We start from the raw sequence: 19948 nt of genomic DNA, 5'->3' as shown, positions 1-19948 counted from the left end.
AGCCATGAACCAGCACACGCTGCAAGCGGCCATCGTGGCCGTGGCCTTGTCCTGCGCGTACGTTCCGGCGTCGCGCGCGATGGCACAGGCGGCGGAAAGTCCGGCGCCGGTCAAGACCGTCACGCTCAATTTCGTCGATGCGGACATCGAGGGTGTGGTGAAGGCGATGGCGGAAGTCACCGGCAAGAATTTCGTGCTTGATCCGCGCGTCAAGGGCACCGTCAACATCATCTCGGCGCGGCCGGTGGCACGGGATACCGTGTACGAGGTATTCCTGTCGGCCTTGCGCCTGCAAGGTTTCGCGGCGGTGGAGGACCACGGCCTGGTCAAGATCCTGCCGGAGGCGGACGCCAAGCAGCACAGCAACGTCCAGTCGAGCCGACACCCCGGCAGCGACGGACTGCAGACGCGGGTGTTTGCCCTGGCGCATCAGTCGGCGGTGCAACTGGTGCCTACGCTGCGTCCCCTGGTGGCGCCGAACAACACCATCACCGCGCTGCAGGACAGCAACTCGCTGGTCATCACCGACTACGCCGGCAACCTCGAACGGCTGGCGGGCATCATTGCCGCCGTCGACCAGCCGGACGAGGCCGGCGCGACGATGATTGTCCTGCAGCATGCTTCCGCGCTGGACGCAGCGCGGACCATCAACAATCTGTTTGCGGCAGCGCCGCAGGCGTTGCAGACGCTGCAGGGAACGGACCCGACCCAGCGCGTGGCAGTCATCGCCGATGCCCGCTCCAACAGCCTGCTGGTGCGCGCGGCCGATCCGGCGCGACTTGCCCAGGTCCGGAAATTCGCCGCACTGCTCGACTCGCCGACCAGCGCCGCCGGCAACGTTCACGTCGTCTACCTGAAGAACGCCGAGGCCGTGCAGCTCGCGGAGACCTTGCGCGGCATCTACTCCGGCAGCGCATCACCGCCGGGACAGGTATCCGGCGCGGCGGCGCCAGCCGAGGCGGCGCAGCCGAATGCGACTGCCGGTGTTGCCATCGGCGGCGGCGCGCAGGCGGCATCGGGCGGCGGCGGCATGCCGGCGACGGGAGACGCCATGCCGCAAGCTGCAACCGTGCCAGGCATCATCCAGGCGGACGCCGCCACCAACTCGATCATCATCACGGCGCCCGATGCGGTCTACAACAACCTGCGCGCGGTGGTGGAAAAACTCGATGCGCGGCGGCTGCAGGTCTATGTCGAGGCGCTCGTGGTCGAGCTTACGGCGAACAAGGCCGGCGAGTTCGGCATCCAGTGGCAGGACCTCGGCGGCATCGGCGAGTCGGGTACGCAAGTGTTTGGCGGCACCAACTTCGGCGGGGCGGGGCGGAACATCATCGGCATCGCGCAGAACCCGGCCAGCGCCGGCCCCGGGCTGAACATCGGCACGGTGCACGGCAGCGTGACGGTGGGTGGCGTTCAGGTCCTCAACCTCGGCCTGCTCGCGCGTGCACTGGAAACGGACAGCAACGCCAACATCCTGTCGACGCCGACCCTGCTCACCCTCGACAACGAGGAGGCGAAGATCGTGGTTGGCCAGAACGTCCCGTTCATCACCGGCCAGTACGCAGTTTCGGGTGCGGCAACCACGCCGTCGCCGTTCCAGACCATCGAGCGCAAGGATGTCGGGCTGACCCTGAGGATTCGCCCGCAGATATCCGAAGGCGGAGTCGTGCGCCTGCAGATCTACCAGGAGGTTTCGAGCATTGCCGACACCGCCAATCCCGCCGGGGTCATCACCAACACGCGCTCGATCGAGTCGACTGTTCTGGTCGACGACGGACAGATCATCGTGCTCGGCGGGCTGATGCAGGATTCCGTCAACGGCGGCGTAGCCAAGGTTCCGCTGCTGGGCAGTCTGCCGTTGCTCGGCGGCCTGTTCCGCTACAACAACCACTCGCGTACCAAGACCAATCTGATGGTATTCCTGCGCCCGACCGTCCTGCGTGATGCGCAGGGGGCGGGTGCCTTGACCGGCGAACGCTACGACTACATCCGTGGTCAGCAGATCCACGCCGAGCCGACTCGCGGCGCGGTGCGCGGCAACGATCCTTCGCCGCTGTTGCCACCCCTGCCGCCGGCATCGGCCGGCCAGGACGATCGGCGGTGATCGCGGGATGCTGACGAAGCCGCCCGTGCCGTATGCCTTCGCCAAGGCCAATGGCATCGCCGTCACCGGACTTGGCGACGGTGTCGCCGAAGTCGTCGTGCGCCATGGCGCGTCGGCTGGCGCGCTGGCCGAGCTGCGACGCGCACTCGGCGTGCCCATTCGCGCGCAGCGCGTCGGCACAGGCGAGTTCGACGAGCGCATCGCCACCTTGTACAACGGCGCCGACGAAGGCGCGGCTGCGCTGGCGGACGACCTCGCACAAGACATGGATCTGTCCCGGTTGCTGCAGGAAATACCGCGCGTCGAGGACCTGCTGGACAGCCAGAACGACGCGCCGCTGATCCGCCTGATCAACGCCTTGCTGACCCAGGCGTTGCGCGAAGGCGCTTCGGACATCCACATCGAACCGTTCGAGTCGCGCTCGGTGGTTCGGCTGCGCATCGACGGTACGTTGCGCGATCTGATCGAGCCCGCACGCGCGCTGCATACGGCCATCGTGTCGCGCGTGAAGATCATGGCGCAGCTGGATATCGCCGAGAAACGCCTGCCGCAGGACGGCCGCATCGCGCTGCGCGCCGCCGGCAAGCCGATCGACGTGCGGGTGTCGACGATCCCGACCGGCCACGGCGAGCGTGTCGTGCTGCGCCTGCTGGACAAGCAGGCCGGCCGGCTCGAACTGTCCCGGCTGGGCATGGACCCGCCCACCCTCGCGCAAGTGGACGCGCTGATCCGCGAGCCGCACGGCATCATCCTGGTGACCGGCCCCACGGGTTCCGGCAAGACCACCACGCTGTATGCCGCGCTGTCGCGGCTGGATCCCAAGGCGCTCAACATCATGACCGTCGAGGATCCGATCGAGTACGACCTCGACGGCATCAACCAGACGCAGACCAACAGCCGCGTCGACATGAGCTTCGCGCGTGCCCTGCGCACCATCCTTCGCCAGGACCCGGACGTGATCATGATCGGCGAAATCCGCGACCTGGAGAGTGCGCAGATCGCGATCCAGGCCAGCCTCACCGGGCATCTGGTGCTCACCACGCTGCATACGAACGACGCGGTGAGCGCCGTCACCAGGCTGGTCGACATGGGCGTCGAGCCCTTTCTGCTTGCGTCCAGCCTGATCGGCATCGGCGCCCAGCGCCTGGTGCGCAAGCTCTGCGTGGAATGTCGTGTGCCACTGGCAGCCGATGCCATGCAGTTGCGCAGCCTCGGTCTGGCGTCTGCACCGGGCAATTTCCATGCGGCGGTCGGTTGCCCTGCGTGCAACCGCTCCGGCTACAAGGGCCGTACCGGCATCTACGAATGGCTCACGGTCGATGACGAGCTCCGCAGGCTCATCCACGACCGGGTGGACGAGCAGACGCTGCGCGAACACGCCGGCGCGCATGGCATGGGTTCGCTGCGCGACGACGGCATGCGACTGGCCGCCGAAGGCACGGTGAGCCTGGAGGAAGTGCTGCGCGTCACCCGCGAGCGGTAGCGCCATGGAGGCATTCCGTTACCGGGCACTCGACGCCGCCGGTCATCCCAGGTCCGGCCTGGTGCAGGCGGATTCACCGCGTCAGGCCCGCACTCAGTTGCGCACCCGGGGCTTGTATCCGGAGCGCGTCGAGCGTGTTCGCAACCGGGAGCGCGCGGCGCCGCCGTGGTCACGCGGCATCCCTGCGGCCGAACTGAGCCTGCTCACCCGCCAACTGGCCACGCTGCTCGCTTCCGGCCTCACGATGGAGCATGCATTGGCTGCGCTGATCGAGGAGGTTCCGGCGCCGAAGACGCGGGAAGTACTTGGTGGCGTCAAGGCCGAGGTCACCGCTGGCCTGTCGCTCGCCGGCGCCATGGGCAGCTACGGGCGGGATTTCCCCGGTTATTACCGCGCGCTGGTGCGCGGTGGCGAGGAATCGGGCGCGTTGCCGGACGTGCTGCAACACCTTGCCGACTACCTGGAGGCGCGTCAGGCGCTGCGCCAGAAGACCAGTCTCGCCCTGCTGTATCCGGCGCTGGTCACCTTCGTGGCGATCTGCGTGGTTGCCGGATTGCTGGTCTACGTCGTGCCGCAGATCGTGCAGGTTTTCCAGCAGTCCCGACAAAGCCTGCCGTTGCTCACCCGGGGGCTGATTGCGGTCTCGGATTTCCTGCGCGGAGCGGGGCCTTGCCTCCTCGTCATCGGCCTCTGCGCCGCGGTCGGCGTGCGGGCCGTTCTCCAGCGCGAGCGCCACCGGCGCCGCTGGCATGCTCTGGCGTTGCGCTTGCCCTGGCTCGGATCGGTCATTCGGAGTCTGAATGCCTCGCGCTTCGCCAGTACGCTGGCCATCCTCGTCGGCGGTGGCGTGCCCTTGCTCGCGGCACTCGACTACGGTGCGCGCGCCATGTCCAACCTGGTCATGCAAGGCGGCATCAAGGCTGCAATTGAGCGCGTGCGCGAAGGCGATACGCTGACACGCGCGCTGGATGCCGCGCATGTCTTTCCGCCGCTGATGATCCACCTGGTCGGCAGCGGCGAAGCCAGCGGCAAACTGGAACACATGCTCGAACGCGCCGCACAGCTCGAAATGCAGGCTCTTGAACGACGTCTGGCGGTTCTGCTCACGTTGCTCGAACCGATGATGATCCTGGTCATGGGCGGCATCGTGCTGATGATCGTGCTGGCTATCCTGCTGCCGATCATGGAAATCAACCAGCTGGTGCGTTGAAATGCATGTGGTCCCTGATCCCGCCCACCTCTCCTGGTGTCGGGTCGACGGGCGCGTGCGGACGCGTCATTCCATTACGCGCAAGCGGGCCGTACCGTCGGCGCGGCCGTGAAGGTAGGCCAGTTGCTCGTGGCGACGGGCCAGCGCGTCCAGCGTCGCCCGGTCGGGTCCGGTCACGAACAGGCTGGGCTCATGCCAGCCGCTGGTGCCGATGCCGATCCCCGGACGGATCGCCGCCCCCGGCCATTCGCGCAATGCGGCGAACAGCTGCCCCTGCGCAGCGAGGTTGTCCGCCAGGTCGCGCGGTTCGCCGCGCGGGTTCCACGCCGTGATGAACCCCCAGGCCTGGGCACCGACCAGCGCGTGCAGCGCAACCGGCAACGGCTGGTCGATGCGGATATCGGCCCATTCCACAGGGTCGAGGCAGACCAGGTAACGAGTGGCGCGGAAGGCGGCAAGCAGCGATTCATCCATGGCGCAGTGGCGGCAGCGGCGGCAGGCGGGAGCGCAACAGACTCGCCGCGGCGTCCAGGTCGATGTCCGCAACCCGGGGCGTGTCGCGCAGCAATTGTTCCAGCAGTTCATCCTGTGCGCGGCCGCGTGCAAGCGCGTAGGCGTAGGGCACGTGGGTGAACGTCACCAGGCGATAGCGCGCCATGTAGTGGCCGGGAATGCGCTCGGCCAGCTTCGCGCCGAGTTCGCGCTTGGCCAGGTAGTGCGGATCGGCCACCGAGTCGCGCATCTCGATGTAGTTCTCCACCGCCATCGCGGCGATCGCGTCGGCGTTCGGCTGGCGCACGCGCTGGAATTCGGCGAACACGTCGGCGCTGTCGTCCGGCGCCCCGGCCAGCAGGTCCGCGAGCACCACGGTGTCCTCGAAGCCGCAGTTCATGCCCTGGCCGTGGAACGGCACGATCGCGTGCGCCGCGTCGCCGAGCAGCAGCGCGCGGCCGTCCAGGTGCCAGCGCTCGAGGTACAGCGTGGACAGCGTGCCGACCGGGTGGCTGTCGAAATCCTCTCCGAAGCGCGGGATCAGCGGCAGCAGGCCCGGGAACTGCTCGCGGAAGAATGCGCCCGCGGCCGTGGCGTCGGGCAGGGTGGCGAAGCTCGGCGCGGCGCCCTGCGCTGGCAGGAACAGGGTGACGGTGAAGCTGCCCTCGGTATTCGGCAGCGCGATGCACATGTAGCCGCCGCGCGGCCAGATGTGCAGCGCGTGCGGCTCCAGCGCGAACTGGTCGCGGCCGCCGCTGTGCTGCAGCATCGCGGCCGGCAACTCGCCGGCTGGCGGGATCTCCAGTTCCTTGTAGCCGTGGCCGAGCGATTCGATCCGCTCGCCCAGCGGCGCATGCGCGATCATCGCCGCGCGCACCGCGGAGCCGGCGCCGTCGGCGCCGACCAGCAGCCCGGCATCCAGTTCACGCTGCACGCCCGCCTCGTCGGCGAGCCGGATGCGCTGACGCCCGAAGTCGGCGCCGACCAGCGACTGGCCGAAATGAAAGCGCACGCCGGCCGCCTCGGCCGCATCCAGCAGCAGCATGTTCAGCGCGCCGCGCGAGACCGACCAGATCACCTCGCTGTCGTCCACGCCGTAGCGCTGCAGGCCGCTGTTGCCGTCGCGGTCGTGCACCATGCGCCCGCGCATCATCACTGCGCGCTGCAGCACGTCGTCGGCCAGGCCGGCCGTGCGCAGCGCCTGCAGGCCGCGCTCGGCCAGCGCCAGGTTGATCGAGCGACCACCCAGGAAACCGCTCAGTCGCGGATCGGGGCGCTTTTCGAAGACGTCGACGGCGAAACCGCGCCGGGCCAGCTGCTGCGCCAGCAAGGCGCCGACCAGGCCGCCGCCGATGAGGGTGATGGGTTGCTGCGCCATGCTGCGGTCCGGAGAAGGAATCCGCACACTGTTCCGCAAGCGCCGCGCGACTGCAATCCCGGATCGTCCGTTTCGTGCCGGCATGCCTCCGGCAGGCTGTCGCGGCAACGAGAAGGGCCGGCCCTTGCGGACCGGCCCTCGTTCAACGGCAGGCTTGCCGGTTGCCTACTGGCAGGTCACGCCGACGGCATTGAACGCCGCCACCACGTCGCTGCGCGAGTAGCCGTAGTCGTCCGCCGCGTTCTCCACGCCGCAGGCACCGGCGTTGAACGTGGAGGTGGCCGACCAGTACATCGCGTTGGCGTGCGCGAAGACTTCGAAGGCCTTCCTGGTGTTCCAGTTGGACGACTTGGCCAGCGTGCAGAACGCCTTGTTGTAGACACCGCTGGAATAGTGCACGTCCAGCGAGCTGGTGTAGTTCGCCGCGTTGTCGATCGAGGCGCCGTCCAGCTTCGGCGTGCACATCCAGCGCAGCGCGGTGCCGTTCTTGATGATCTCCGCGCCCACCAGCCAGTCGTTGTGGCCGCGGTCGAAGTACTCGGCCGCTTCGCCGGCCATGTCCGAGAACGCCTCGTTCATGCCGCCGGACTGGCCGGAATACTGCAGGCCGGAGTTCTGTTCGGTGAAGCCGTGGCTGATTTCGTGGCTGGTGACGTCCAGCGAGGTCAGCGGATAGAAGTAGCTGGCGCCGTCGCCGAAGTTCATCGACGAGCCGTTCCAGAACGCGTTCTCGTAGTTGCGGCCGTAGTGCACGTTCATCACCAGCGAGAAGCTCAGCGGCGGCGCGCCGAGCCAGTTGTTGTACATGTCGTGCACGACGCTGCCGAAATGGTGTGCGTCGTTGATCGGCGAATAGGCCCCGTTCACGGCATCGCCGCTGCTGTTCGGGCAGATGAAGCTCCACAGCGTGCCCGTGCGCGTGCTTTTCGCCATGTTGTTGGTCTTCACGTCCGGGTTCTGCATGTAGCAGGTGGAGCCGGACTGGGTGACGGCAAGCGCTGCATAGTCGGTGCCGTAGAAATACTGGCCGGTCTTCTGGTTGCCGCCGGCGCCGGTGGCCAGTGCCGGCGTGCCGGTGCTGCCGCCACCGCCGCCGCCCGGCTTGCCCTTGGTGGTGAGGCCGTCCCAGGACTCGATCACTTCCCCGGTGTTGGCGTCGATGATCGCCATCGGGCGCGTCGGCTGACCGCTGCGATCGACGAAGAACGAGGTGAGATAGGCGAGACGGGCGCGGTTGCCCTCGGCGTAGACGTACAGATCGATCTTCGCGTCCTGGATGTCGCTGTCGCGAATGCCGTTGACGCCGATGCCGAGCGGCAACAGGCCGGCGTGCGCGCGCAGCAGGCCGATGGCGCGATTGCCGTTGATGGCGGGGGCGACCGAGGCGATGTCGTGGCCGATGCCGCGGGAAATCTCGCCGCTGACGCCGAGCACGTTGCCGCTGCCGTCACGTTCCACCACGACCTGGCGACCGTATACCGGTATGCCGCGGAACGTCTGCTGTTCGCGGGTTTTCACGGTGCCGTGGGTGGTGCGTGCCTGCAGTCGCGGCGACAGCGCGGCGTCGGCATCCAGGCCGATGCGGTTGGCCAGGGCGGCGGGCGCGAGCTTGCCCATGGATGGCGCCTGCACGCGTGCGTGCGTTGCTGCGCCGGCATCGGACATGACGGCCAGGCCGATGGCGCCCAGCAGCGCCGCGGCAAGTGGTTTTTGCATCATCAGTGGTTCCCCTCCTCGTGATTCGAAAAGACGCCCGGCAGGTTTCCCTGCCGGGCGTCTTGCAGTCCGGTGCGCGAGGAGTCCCCCCCAGGACAGACGGCGACCGGATCGCAGGAAACTACGACTTCTTGCCATTTCCGGTCAATGACCGGGTTCCAGGGCCGCACGGACGCGGCGCCGCGACGCAGGAAGTTTCGGCCGGGTCAGCGCGGCCGCCGAGGTGCAAGGGATACGGCATCTGCGTGAATCATTCTCATTTGCAGTTGATGCGCTCATTCGCGACAATGGCGCCTTCCGTTTTTCCGTCGCCCCTGGTCGGGCGCTGCCTGGAATCCGCTTCGCCATGCATACGCATTGTCGTCGTCCATCTTCGTTCTGCCTTGCCTGGTTGCTGGGCCTGGGCATGCTCGTCGTCGCGGCCACGGCGACGGCAGCCGCACCCGCGCCTGCCGCGGACAAGGCGCAGACGATCGTGCACATGCTCGATTACATCAGCGTGGACTACCCCCAGTTCGTGCGCGACGGCAAGGTGCTCGACCAGAGCGAGTACGCCGAGCAGCTCGAATTCGCCACGCAGTCGCTGGCGTTGCTGCAGCAGTTGCCGGCACAGACGGGACAGGCGGAACTGGTGGGCAAGGCGCAGGCCCTGCGCGCGGCGATCGCGACGAAGACCGATGGCAAGGCGGTGGCCGCGGCGGCCAATGCGTTGCGTTGGGACATCATCCGCGTCTGGCAGCTGAGTGTGGCGCCGCGGCAGGCGCCGGACCTTGCCGCGGGTGCGCGCCTGTATGCCGCCGATTGCGCCGCCTGCCACGGCGTCAGCGGCCATGGCGACGGCGTGCTGGCAGCCGGGCTCGATCCGGTGCCCAGCAATTTCCACGATGCGGCAAGGATGGATGCGCGCAGCATCTACGGGCTGTACAACACCATCACGCTGGGCGTGGCCGGCACGCCGATGCGGCCGTTCCCGGAACTGTCCGAGACCGAGCGCTGGTCACTCGCGTTCTACGTCGCCGGCCTGCGCGCCACGCCCGCGCAGTTGCAGGCCGGGGCCACGGCTTGGCAGCAAGGCATCGGCAAGGCGCAGTTCAAGGACTTCGGCGACCTGGTGACGCGGGCGCCGAATGACGTGGCGCAGCGCGAAGGCGCGCAACTGGTGGCAGTGCAGGCTTACCTGGCCGCCCATCCGGCGTCGATCCAGGCCGCGGCACCCACGCCGATGGCAACCACCCGCGACAAGCTCGACGCCAGCCTCGACGCCTATCGCCGCGGCGATCGCGACATGGCGCGGCAACTGGCCATCGGTGCCTACCTGGAAGGTTTCGAACTGGTCGAGGCCAGCCTGGACAACGTCGACGCCCCGCTGCGGCGCGAGGTGGAGACCCGGATGATGGCCTTGCGCACGACCATCGCCCAGGGGCCGCCGGTGGCTGAGGTCGCCGCGCAGGTCAAGCGCATCGACGGCCTGCTCGACCGTGCCGAACAGGAGCTTGCGGCGGGCGAGCTGTCGCCGCTGACGGCCTTCCTCAGCGCGCTGCTGATCCTGCTGCGCGAGGGTCTGGAGGCCATCCTGGTGCTGGCGGCGATCATCGCGTTCGTGCACAAGACCGGGCGCCGCGATGCGATGCCGTACATCCACTTCGGCTGGATCGCGGCGGTGCTGCTGGGCACGGCGACGTGGGTGGTATCGAGCTATCTGCTGGCGATCTCCGGTGCCAATCGCGAGGTCACCGAGGGCGTCACCGCGCTGATCGCCGCGGCGATGCTGCTGTACGTCGGCTACTGGCTGCACAGCAAATCGTACGCGCAGGCATGGAGCGCGTTCATCCGCACGCGGGTGAATGCCGCGCTGGGCAAGGGCACCTTGTGGGCGATGGCCGGCGTGGCGTTCCTGGCCGTGTACCGCGAGCTGTTCGAGATCGTGCTGTTCTACCAGACCCTGTGGGTGCAGGTGGGCAGCGAGGGGCAGCACTACGTGATCGCCGGCATGCTCACGGCGGCGCTGCTGCTGGCGCTGGTGGCCTGGGCGATCCTGAAGTACAGCGTGCGCCTGCCGATCGGGCCGTTCTTCACCGCGACCTCGGCCTTGCTGGCGCTGCTGGCGGTGGTGTTTGCCGGCAACGGCATTGCCGCGCTGCAGGAGGCTGGCGTGGTCGGCGCCGACGCCGTGTCGTTCGTCTCGATCCCGTTGCTGGGCATTCACCCGACGCTGCAGGGCCTGCTGGCCCAGGCGTTGGCGCTGGCGCTGACCGCCGGCGGCGTGTGGCTGGCGCGGCGCCAGGCACTTGCTGCCGCCCGCAACGCGGGTTGAGCCGGGACGCTCAGAAGCTCATGAAGTAACCGCCGTTCACCGGCAGGTTGGCGCCGGTGATGTAGCCGGCGTCGTCGGCGGCGAGGAAAGCCACGGCGCGGGCGATGTCCGCCGGCGAGCCGAGCCGGCCGACCGGAATGCCGGCGATGATCTGGGCGCGAATGTCGTCGGGCACGGCCGCCACCATCGGCGTGTCGCAGTAGCCGGGCGAGACGGTGTTGACGGTGATGCCCTTGCGCGCGGTCTCGCGCGCCAGCGCCATGCTGAAGCCATGCACGCCGGCCTTGGCTGCCGAGTAGTTGGTCTGGCCGAACTGGCCGGTCTGTCCGTTGACCGAGCTGATGTTGACGATGCGACCGAAGCCGCGCGCGCTCATGCCGTCGACCACGTGGCGGCAGATGTTGAACACGCCGTCCAGGTTCACCTGCATCAGCTCGTGCCATTGCTGCGGGCTCATCTTGCGCAGGCTGGCGTCGCGGGTGATGCCGGCGGCGTTGACCACGATGTCGACGCTGCCGTGGCGGTTTTCGACCTGCGCGAGCGCCTGCCGGCAACTTTCGAAATCGCTGACGTCGAGCGGTGCGAAGTCGACCGCGCCGCCGAATTCGGAGAGTTCGTGGTGGAAGGCGGCGACCCGTTCGGTGCGCGCAGCCAGATCGAGCGCCACCACCTGGCGCCCGGCGCGGGCAAGGTGGCGGCAGATTTCGGTGCCCAATCCGCCGATGCCGCCGGTGACGATGGCAACGCGTCGTGGAGTGTCGGTCTGATTCATCGGGATCGCTTCGCTGGCCGGCTCACGCTGCGTGGCAGCACATGTTGTGCTGCAGCGTCCGGGAAAGGTTGGGGCGCCGGCGACGGAGCGGGGCCGTCGCGGCGCGGGGGATTCAGCCGGGCTTCTTGCCGCTGCGCGTGCCGGCCGGCGGCGGGGTCGGCATCACCTTGGCGGCGGTGTCCATCAGCCCGCGCTGCATTGCCTGGAACGCCGCCATGTTGCGCTCGGTCAGGTCGTTCAGCGTGTTCCAGGGGGTTTGCCCCATGAGGTTGTTGAGCTGGCTGCGGAACTGGGTCTGCTGGTCGAGGAACACCTGCAGGCTGCGCTCCAGATAGGGGCCCATGAAGCCCTGCAGCGAGTCGCCGTAGAAGCGGATGATCTGGCTGAGCAACTGCGGCGACAGCATCGGCTGCCCCTTGTCCTCGTGCTCGGAGATGATCTGCAGCAGCACCGAACGGGTCAGATCCTCGCCGCTCTTGGCGTCGCGGACCTCGAAATCCTCGTTGTCCAGCACCAGCTGGCGGACTTCCTCCAGCGTGATGTAGCTGGAGATCTCGGTGTCGTAGAGACGCCGGTTCGGGTACTTCTTGATGATGCGTTTGTTTTGTGCCATGCGCCACAAGCTAGCAGAAGATATTGCGGCGCACCAGTCGGCGCCGCCGTTTCATGCTGCGGCATCCGGGCGCAGCAAATCCGCCTGTTTCAGTGCCCCGGGGCACCGCCGGCATTGCCGAACGGCGGGCGCGCCAGCCACAGCAGCGGGATCATGGCGAGGAACAGCACGGCGCAAACGAGGTAGACGTCATTGACCGACAAGGTCAGCGCCTCGCGGGTGATCAATTGGTCGACCACATCCAGCCCCTGCCGCATGGAAAAGCCGCCGTGCTCCAGGCGCTGCAGGAAACTGGTCGCGGCGGGCGCCGCCGGCGTGATGTGTTCGGTCAGCACGGCATGGTGGTATTCGCCGCGATGCTGCCACAGCGTCACCGTGGCCGCGGTCGAGACGCTCGACGCCAGCGTGCGGCAGAAGTTGGCCAGGCCCGAGGCGCTGGCGACCTGGTCCGGGTTCAGGCCGGACAGGTACATCTGGTTGAGCGGGATGAAGAAGCAGGCGATGCCGATGCCCATCACGAAGCGCGGCAGCACCAGGGTGCCGAACGAGGCGGAGCTGTCGAAGCTGGCGAACCAGAACGAGGTCACCGCGAACACGATGAAGGCGAACGTCACCACCGCGCGCAGCTCCAGCCGCTGGATGTTGGCGCCGATCACCGGTGCCATCAGGAACGCCAGCACGCCCACCGGCGCGCTGGCCAGGCCGGCCCAGGTGGCGGTGTAGCCGAGGTCGATCTGCAGCCACAGCGGAAACACCACATTGATGCCGAAGAACGCCATCATGCCCAGCGACAGCGCCACCACGGCCACGGTGAAGTTGCGCCGCTTGAACAGCGCCAGTTCGACCACCGGATGTCTGGCGTGCAGCTCCCACACGATCAGGAAGGTGAGGCAGACCAGCGCGATGATGCCCAGGGTCAGGATCATCGGCGAGGCGAACCAGTCGTGGTCGTTGCCGTTGTCCAGCATGAACTGCAGCGCGCCCACGCCGACCACCAGCAGCACCAGCCCGATCACGTCGATCGGCATCTTGAAGGTTTTCGTCTCGCGTTTGTGCAGCAGCGCCCAGGTAATCAACGCGGCCAGCGCACCCACCGGCACGTTGATGTAGAAGATCCACGGCCACGAGAAATTGTCGGTCAGCCAGCCGCCGAGGATCGGGCCGAAGATCGGCGCCACCACTACCGTCATTGCCCACAGCGCCAGCGCCATGCCCTGTTTCGCCTTCGGGTAGCTCGACAGCAGCAGGGCCAGCGACAGCGCCACCATCGGGCCGGAGCCCGCGCCCTGCAGCAGGCGGCAGATCACCAGCATCGGCATGCTGGTAGCCATGCCGCAGAGCATCGAGAACAGCACGAACAGCGTCACCGAGCTGATGAAGGTGCGCACCTCGCCGAAGCGTCGCGCCAGCCACCCGGTCAGCGGTTGCATGATCGCGCTGGCCAGCGCGTAGGAGCTGATCGTCCAGGTGCCCTCGCTGGGACTCACGCCGAGGCTGCCGGCGATGTGCGGCACCGAGACGTTGACGATGGTCATGTCCAGCACTTCCATGAAGGTGCTGAAGGCGACCGCGATGGTCAGCAGGACCAGGGCGCCGCCTTGCAGCGGCTTCAGGGACGTGGTGTCGTCGGGCGTGGCGGCCATCGGCTCGACTCAGCGGGCGTTGCGCGGCAGGTTGGCGCGGATGACCTGCTCGGCCTCGGCGTCGGCCTTGGCGGCCATCTGGGTATAGACGTCGGTCTGCGCCACCGGCTGCTGCGCCGGGGTGGCGGCCAGCACGCTGCCCTTGTCGTCGGTGATGTCGATGGTGACCTCGCTGGACAGGCCCACCCGCAGCGGATGCTTGTCCAGCTCGGCGTTGTCCAGCGAGATGCGCACCGGCACGCGCTGCACCACCTTGATCCAGTTGCCGGTGGCGTTCTGCGCCGGCAGCAGCGAGAACACGCTGCCGGTGCCGGCGCCCAGGCCGATCACCTTGCCGTGGAACACCGCATCGTCGCCGTAGAGATCGGAGACGACCGTCGCCGGCTGGCCGATGCGGATGTGGCGCAACTGGCTTTCCTTGAAGTTGGCCTCCACCCACAGATCGTGCAGTGGCACCACCGTCATCAATTGCTGCCCGGGCTGCACGCTGTTGCCCAACTGCACGCTGCGCTGGGCCACGTAGCCGGAGACCGGTGCGTAGATCGCGTTGCGCTGGGCGGCGATCCACGCGGCGCTGAAATTCGCGCGGGCCTGCATGACGCCCGGGTTGCGCGCCACGTCGGTGCCTTCGATTGCCGCATGCGCCGCGGCTGCCTGGGCCTGCGCGCCGGCCAGCGCGGCGCGCGCCTGCGCCACGCCGTCGCGCAGGTGCTGCACGATTTCCGGCGATTCGGCGTGCGCTGCCAGCAGCGGCAGGTGGCGTTTGAGGTCGGCGTCGGCCTTCTGCAGCGCGAGCCTGGCTGCGTCGACCTGGGCGTCGGCACTGCTGGCCGAACTGGTTTGCTGGCGCACGCCGCGCACGGCCTGGGCCAGTGCGCTGCGTGCCTGTTCCAGGCGCACCTTGGCGTCGGTGGGGTCCAGCCGTACCAGCACCTGGCCGGCTTCGACGCGCTGGGTGTCGTCGGCGAGGATCGCCACCACCGTGCCGGGCACCTGGGCCGAAATGGCCACCTGGTTGCCGCCGACGTAGGCGTTGTCGGTCTTGACCCGGGTGGAGAACACGAAGAACCACAGCGCGAACCAGGCGAGCCCGGCGAGGATGAACGCGGCGGCCACGATCAGCAGCGCGCGCCGACGCTTGGCCGGGTCCTTCGCGGCCATGCCGCTGTCGTTGGCGTCGACAGACGACCGGTCGGTTTCAGTGGTGCTCATGGGCGGGCTCCAGCGGTAACGGAAGAGGTGGCATCGGCGTTGCGGTCGGCGGCGGAGGCGTCGCGATAGCCGCCACCCAGCGCCTTGACCAGCGCGAGGTCGGTCGCCACGGCTTGCGCCTGCAACTGCACGGCCGCGTCGCGCTGCTGCAGCCATTGCGCCTTGGCCACCAGGCTCTCGCGGGCGTCGCGCACGCCCTGGGCGGCGCGCGCCTGCGCGTTGGCCAGCAGTTGCCGCTGCGCATCCACGCGGGTGCGCTGGACCACGCGCCGCGCGGCGATCTGTTGTGCGCCGAGCGCCTGCGTGGCGACTTCACGGGCGGCACCCAGCACCGTGCTGTCGTACTGCGCGATTGCCGCGTCGAGCTGGGCCTTGCTCACACCGTAGTTCGCCTTCAGCGCGCCGCCATTGAAGATCGGCAAGTGCAGCGCCGGGGCCAGCGAGAACGTGCGGCTGCCGGCGGTGAACAGCTTGCCCAGGTCGATGCTCGACAACCCGGCCATCGCGCTGATGCTGAAATCCGGGAAGAACTCGGCGCGGGCGGCGTCGGTCTGGCGCAGCGCGGCTTCGACCTGCCAGCGGCTGGCGGCGATGTCCGGGCGGCGCGCGATCAGGTCCAGCGCGGCGTTGGCGGGAATTCCCTCGTCGACGCGCGGCAGCGGTCGCGGCTGCAGCTCGGGCAGCTGTTCCGGTGCCACGCCGAGCAGCGAGGCGAGCGACACGCGGCGGATCTTCGCCGAGCCTTCCAGCGCCACGCGCATTTCCTGCACGGCGGCCAGTTGCGCGCGCGCCTTCTGCGCTTCGTCCGGCAAGTCCACGCCCTGCTTGACGCGCAGATCGGCGATGCGGCTGAACTGCTGCTGCGTGGCGAGCGCTTGATCGGCCAACTGCAGGCGCGCCTGGTCGGCCTGCCAGCCGAAGTAGGTATCGGCCACGGCGTATTGCAGTGCCAGCGCCGCAGCGCTGCGCTGCGCTTCGGCCGCGTGCGCCTGGTCGAGCGCTGCTTCCAGCGTGGCGCGCTGCTTGCCCCACCAGTCGAAGTCGTATTTGAGCTGCGCACCGAGGTCGGCCTGGTTGTACCAGCTGAAGCCGAGGAACTGGCTCGGGATCAGCCCGTGGTCGCTCAGCCGTTGCCGCGCCACCTGCGCGCTGCCGTTCACCGACAGCCCCAACTGCGCCGCTGCCAGCCTCGCCGACTGCTCCGCCTGGGCTACCCGGCTCTGCGCCATGGCGAGGTCCGGCGACTGGCGGGTGGCGCTATCCATCAGATTGTCCAGCTGCGGATCGTGGTATTGCCGCCACCACTGCGCCGCGGGCCAGCCGGCGCGCTCGGGCGCCTGCAGCCCGGCCAGCGGCACGTCGCCGCGCAGGTCCGGTGCCAGCAGCCTGGCCGGTGCAGCGCAGGCGGCCAGGGTCAGGGCAATCAGGGCGGCGAGCATCGCGCGTCCGCCCGGCAAGGCGTGCTTCATGCGGGAATCCTTCATGGCAGGCGCTGTTCGCCCAACTGGTCGAGATTGGCGGCGAGCTTGCGCAGCAGCCGGTCGAACTGACGCATGTCGCCGGCGCTGAAGCCGCCGAACATGGCGCCCACCTGCGGGAACATCGGCGGCAGCATCTTCTGCACGAAGCGCCGGCCGGCAGGGGTGATGCGGATCAGCACGCGGCGGCGATCCTCCTTGCTGCTGCCGCGGGTTATCAGGGCGCGCTTGACCAGCGCATTGGCGATGCGCGTCATGTTGGTGGCGCCCTGGGTGGTGAACTCGCACAGCTCGCCCGGCGTGGAACTGCCGTCCGGCCGGCTGTACAGGATCATCAGGGTCAGGAACTCGCTGTGGTTGAGCTTGTTCGGCTTGAGCTTCGCCTCCAGCTCGCGGTCGATGGTGGCGCCGAGCATCAGCATGAGCCGGCACATCCGCGCTTCCGCCACGGGCATCTGCGGGACGAGCTGGCCGACCCGGTCGATGCCTTCGTCCATCATCGCGATGCAGTTTGCGAGAGTCGCCATTTCACTGATTTATAATTCACCAGTGAAGTAAATTAGCAGGCGCCGATGGCCCGGGGCAAGTGACAATTGTCACGGGTTCCGGTCGAGGCCGAACAGGCGGCGGGCATTGGCGGAGGTGGCTTGCGCCACGTGCTGCTCGCTCTCGCCGCGCAGCTCGGCCACGCAGCGCAGGATCTCGACCAGTCGCGCCGGTTCGTTGCGTTGGCCGCGGTGGCCGGCGTCGGGCTGGTCCGGCGCGTCGCTTTCCAGCAGCAGGAACTGGATCGGCATGGCGGCAACGATGCGCCGCAGGCGCTGCGCGCGTTCGTAGGTCACCGGGCCACCGATGCCCAGGTGGAAGCCGATGTCCCACAGCTTTGCTGCCTGTTGTTCGCTGCCGGAGAAGCTGTGCACCACGCCGCGCGCGCCGGGGCAGCGGCGCAGGCTCAGGCTCACCTCTTCCAGTGCCTGGCGTGCGTGCACGATGACCGGCAGATCCAGTTCGCGCGCCAGCCGCAGCTGGATTTCGAAGAAGCGTTGCTGCAGGTCGCGATCGGGCCCCGCGCCGTGGTAGTCCAGGCCGATCTCGCCCACGGCGACCGCGGGGTGATCGCCCAGCCAGTCGCCGAGGCGCTCCAGGTGCTCGGGCCGATGGCGGTCCATGAACAGCGGATGCAGGCCATAGGCGGGATGGATGCCGGGTCGGTCGTCGCACAGGGCATGGATGCGCGGCCAGCTTTCGGCGTCGGTGGCCGGGACCACCAGTTGGCCAACGCCGGCCGCTTCGGCCCGCGCGATGACCGCGGCGCGGTCGGCCTCGAACGCCTCCAGGTCGAGATGCACGTGGCTGTCGATGAGCAGTTGCATGGGGAAGATCCGTGAATGTGGGCGCGACTGCACGGCAAGTGCGTGAAAACCATGTCATAACTTCGAGCTAGCTGCGATTCAGTCTGGCATCGGTTCAATTGACTGCGCAGGTTGTTACGTCCGCTGCACATCCCGGGCGGTAGGCTGCGCTCAAACAGAGGAGTAGGAAGTGATGAACACGTTGATGGTCAATGTACTCAAGGCGGCGATCGCCGCGGCGCTGGTGACGGGAGTGTCTGCCTGCAACCGCAGTGCGGACGCCGGCTCGACCGGTGCGGACGGCATGGCCGCGAGCGCCGATGCCGGAGTGAAGTACGGCAAGGTCGTCTCCGTCGACCCGGTGCGCACGACGGTGAACAACCCCAAGCAGGTCTGCCATGACGAGACCGTCACGCACACCGCACCGCCGAAGGACCAGCATCGCATCGCTGGCACGGCGATCGGCGCGGTGGTCGGCGGCCTGGTCGGCAACCAGGTCGGCGGCGGCAAGGGCAAGACACTGGCCACCGTGGCCGGCGCGGTCGGCGGCGGCTACGCCGGCAACCGGATCGAGGCGGCGCACCAGAAGGGGCAGGTCACCACCAGCGTCGAACGCCGCTGCGACACGGTCAACAACACCAGCAGCAAGATCGTCGGCTACGACGTCCGCTACGTCTACGACGGCGTCACCCGTACGGTCCGCATGGATCACGACCCCGGTGATCGCGTTGAGGTGAAGGAAGGCGTGACCGTGGTATCCGACGCTCATTGAGCTCATTCACCCCACAGGAGCACCTGATGACTGCACGCATTGCAAAACTTGCACTGGCCGCATCGATGACGACGGGCCTCGCCCTCGCCGGTTGCGCGACCCAGCCTTACGGCAACAGCAACAACGGCTACTACGGAGGCCAGTCGTCGGCTTACGGCAACCAGCCGGTTCGCTGCAACACCTGCGGCGTGGTGCAGGAGGTTCAGCAGGTGTATCTGGAGAACAGCGGCAACGGTGGCACGCTGGGTGCGATCATCGGCGCGGTGGCCGGCGGCGTGCTCGGCAACCAGGTCGGCAAGGGCGATGGCCGCAAGGCCGCGACCGTGGCCGGCGCGGTGGCCGGCGGCGTGGTCGGCAACCAGGTCGGCAAGCGCAGCGGTGCCGACAAGGTGGCCTGGCGCATCGTTGTCCGTCTGGACGACGGACGCTACGCCACCGTGACCCAGCGCGAGAACCCCGGCCTACGCCAGGGCGACTACGTCGAGGTGCGCGGCGATCACGTCTACCCGCGCTGATCGTCCTTGACATACGGACGTCTGGACGTCCAAAAGAAAAGGCCACCGGAAGGTGGCCTTTTCTGTGTCTGCGATACCTTCCGCTCAGTTCACTGCGTAGAAGGCGTGGTCGCCGATCGTCACGCTGGGGCGGTTGTGCGACCACGAGGGGGAGATCGTGGTGGTCGCGAAGTGATCGGCGTGCGGCACCAGCATGCGACGCTGCGCCAGCGGCAGCTGCCAGTTGTGGATCGAGTTTCCGGCGACGTCCCACGCCTTCACGAAGGCAGGGAGGTTGCTGATCTCGAATGATCCGGACGTGGTGGTGGTGGCGAACTGGTGCGGTGCCGTGACCACCTTGCACACGGTATCGCCGTAATGCCCGCGATCGCGCCGGCGCAGCGCCACCTCGGCCACCGCCAGCTGGCCGTCGGTAGGCTGGCTGCGTGCTTCGAGATAGACGGTCGTGGCCAGGCAGGCCTGGTCAGCTACCGGCTGGGGCATCAGTGTCGTCAGCCACAACAGCAGGGAAAGTTTCATGTTCTGCCTCCAACGTGCTGTACGCGCGAAGCCGGTCTCGGCTTCTTGCGCCGTTGCGGTGGACGGGCGGGCAGGCCGTTCCACCTGGATCTGTCGCCCGGGCCGAAACTTGTGGCCAGGGCGCTGTGCCACGGGATTGTGGCGATTCGAGCGGCTCTGCGAAGCCGGCCGGAAGGGTTGTGCCGGGAACGGTGCCGTCATGCGGGCGTCGCGTTGCTTCCGGCGGCTTTGCCTCGAAGGATGGCAAGGCCTGTTCTCATCCGGCATTGCTGCTGCCGGGTCGCGCCGATACGGATTCATCCGGTTCGTCGCGTCAATCGACACCCCGTGTACCGGGTGCCGCGATATTCGATCGGCGGAGCCTAGTGGCGGGAA

Annotated in this window: 17 protein-coding genes; 6 read left to right on the top strand and 11 right to left on the bottom strand. The window is 68.1% G+C overall.

What is annotated here, in order from left to right; all coding sequences use genetic code 11:
* The first annotated feature begins 4 nt into the window (after nucleotides 1–4).
* Genes gspD through gspF form a run of 3 tightly spaced genes read left to right on the top strand, consistent with a single transcriptional unit; the run spans nucleotide 5 to nucleotide 4797 of the window.
* On the top strand, nucleotides 5–2104 hold the full coding sequence (gspD, locus tag ACVCL3_RS04360; protein ID WP_447100532.1) for a type II secretion system secretin GspD: 2100 nt from the start codon (nucleotides 5–7) through the stop codon (nucleotides 2102–2104).
* Between the two features lie 7 nt (nucleotides 2105–2111).
* Complete coding sequence (gene gspE / locus ACVCL3_RS04355; protein WP_447100531.1) at nucleotides 2112–3587, top strand: type II secretion system ATPase GspE; 1476 nt, start codon at nucleotides 2112–2114, stop codon at nucleotides 3585–3587.
* Nucleotides 3588–3591: 4 nt separating this feature from the next.
* Complete coding sequence (gspF, locus tag ACVCL3_RS04350; RefSeq protein ID WP_447100530.1) at nucleotides 3592–4797, top strand: type II secretion system inner membrane protein GspF; 1206 nt, start codon at nucleotides 3592–3594, stop codon at nucleotides 4795–4797.
* 66 nt (nucleotides 4798–4863) lie between these two features.
* Here gspF and ACVCL3_RS04345 read toward each other — a convergent pair whose 3' ends face one another.
* From ACVCL3_RS04345 to ACVCL3_RS04335, 3 genes are all read right to left on the bottom strand, one after another.
* Entirely contained in the window at nucleotides 4864–5271 is a 408-nt protein-coding gene (locus ACVCL3_RS04345) for a DUF3293 domain-containing protein (protein WP_447099127.1), read from the bottom strand.
* Complete coding sequence (locus ACVCL3_RS04340; protein ID WP_447100529.1) at nucleotides 5264–6667, bottom strand: FAD-dependent oxidoreductase; 1404 nt, start codon at nucleotides 6665–6667, stop codon at nucleotides 5264–5266. The genes ACVCL3_RS04345 and ACVCL3_RS04340 overlap by 8 nt, the downstream gene beginning before the upstream one ends.
* A gap of 165 nt (nucleotides 6668–6832) precedes the next feature.
* Nucleotides 6833–8386 carry a M4 family metallopeptidase gene (locus tag ACVCL3_RS04335; RefSeq protein WP_447100528.1) on the bottom strand — a complete coding sequence of 518 codons (1554 nt, stop codon included), beginning with the start codon at nucleotides 8384–8386 and terminating at the stop codon, nucleotides 6833–6835.
* 343 nt (nucleotides 8387–8729) lie between these two features.
* Here ACVCL3_RS04335 and ACVCL3_RS04330 point away from each other — a divergent pair, with 343 nt between their 5' ends.
* Entirely contained in the window at nucleotides 8730–10697 is a 1968-nt protein-coding gene (locus ACVCL3_RS04330) for a cytochrome c/FTR1 family iron permease (RefSeq protein WP_447100527.1), read from the top strand.
* Nucleotides 10698–10707: 10 nt separating this feature from the next.
* Here ACVCL3_RS04330 and phbB read toward each other — a convergent pair whose 3' ends face one another.
* The 7 genes from phbB to ACVCL3_RS04295 form a co-directional block, all read right to left on the bottom strand.
* The gene (phbB, locus tag ACVCL3_RS04325; RefSeq protein WP_447099123.1) at nucleotides 10708–11469 is read right to left on the bottom strand and encodes an acetoacetyl-CoA reductase; all 762 of its coding nucleotides are present in this window, start codon (nucleotides 11467–11469) and stop codon (nucleotides 10708–10710) included.
* 112 nt (nucleotides 11470–11581) lie between these two features.
* Nucleotides 11582–12082, bottom strand: coding sequence for a polyhydroxyalkanoate synthesis repressor PhaR (gene phaR, locus ACVCL3_RS04320; protein WP_395117937.1), 501 nt, complete (start codon nucleotides 12080–12082; stop codon nucleotides 11582–11584).
* An 89-nt stretch (nucleotides 12083–12171) separates the two neighbouring features.
* Nucleotides 12172–13725 carry a DHA2 family efflux MFS transporter permease subunit gene (locus ACVCL3_RS04315; protein ID WP_447099122.1) on the bottom strand — a complete coding sequence of 518 codons (1554 nt, stop codon included), beginning with the start codon at nucleotides 13723–13725 and terminating at the stop codon, nucleotides 12172–12174.
* A 9-nt stretch (nucleotides 13726–13734) separates the two neighbouring features.
* Complete coding sequence (locus ACVCL3_RS04310) at nucleotides 13735–14937, bottom strand: HlyD family secretion protein (RefSeq protein ID WP_447100526.1); 1203 nt, start codon at nucleotides 14935–14937, stop codon at nucleotides 13735–13737.
* A complete protein-coding gene (locus tag ACVCL3_RS04305) occupies nucleotides 14934–16406 on the bottom strand; it encodes an efflux transporter outer membrane subunit (protein ID WP_447100525.1) in 1473 nt (490 codons plus the stop codon). The genes ACVCL3_RS04310 and ACVCL3_RS04305 overlap by 4 nt, the downstream gene beginning before the upstream one ends.
* An 11-nt stretch (nucleotides 16407–16417) precedes the next feature.
* Complete coding sequence (locus ACVCL3_RS04300) at nucleotides 16418–16942, bottom strand: MarR family winged helix-turn-helix transcriptional regulator (protein ID WP_447099119.1); 525 nt, start codon at nucleotides 16940–16942, stop codon at nucleotides 16418–16420.
* Between the two features lie 69 nt (nucleotides 16943–17011).
* Nucleotides 17012–17788, bottom strand: a complete 777-nt coding sequence (locus ACVCL3_RS04295) for a TatD family hydrolase (RefSeq protein WP_447099118.1) — start codon at nucleotides 17786–17788, stop codon at nucleotides 17012–17014.
* A gap of 172 nt (nucleotides 17789–17960) precedes the next feature.
* On the opposite strand from ACVCL3_RS04295, the gene ACVCL3_RS04290 reads away from it, so the two are divergent.
* Both ACVCL3_RS04290 and ACVCL3_RS04285 read left to right on the top strand, forming a co-directional pair.
* The gene (locus ACVCL3_RS04290; protein ID WP_395117948.1) at nucleotides 17961–18539 is read left to right on the top strand and encodes a glycine zipper 2TM domain-containing protein; all 579 of its coding nucleotides are present in this window, start codon (nucleotides 17961–17963) and stop codon (nucleotides 18537–18539) included.
* Between the two features lie 26 nt (nucleotides 18540–18565).
* The gene (locus tag ACVCL3_RS04285) at nucleotides 18566–19054 is read left to right on the top strand and encodes a glycine zipper 2TM domain-containing protein (protein ID WP_447100524.1); all 489 of its coding nucleotides are present in this window, start codon (nucleotides 18566–18568) and stop codon (nucleotides 19052–19054) included.
* Between the two features lie 84 nt (nucleotides 19055–19138).
* On the opposite strand, the gene ACVCL3_RS04280 is transcribed toward ACVCL3_RS04285, so the two are convergent.
* Nucleotides 19139–19573, bottom strand: a complete 435-nt coding sequence (locus ACVCL3_RS04280; RefSeq protein WP_395117952.1) for a cell wall hydrolase — start codon at nucleotides 19571–19573, stop codon at nucleotides 19139–19141.
* Nucleotides 19574–19948: the final 375 nt, after the last annotated feature.

Source organism: Rhodanobacter sp. UC4437_H4 (assembly GCF_052978425.1).
Note: the sequence above shows the minus strand (reverse complement) of the source record. Positions and strands in the feature narration are given on the sequence as shown.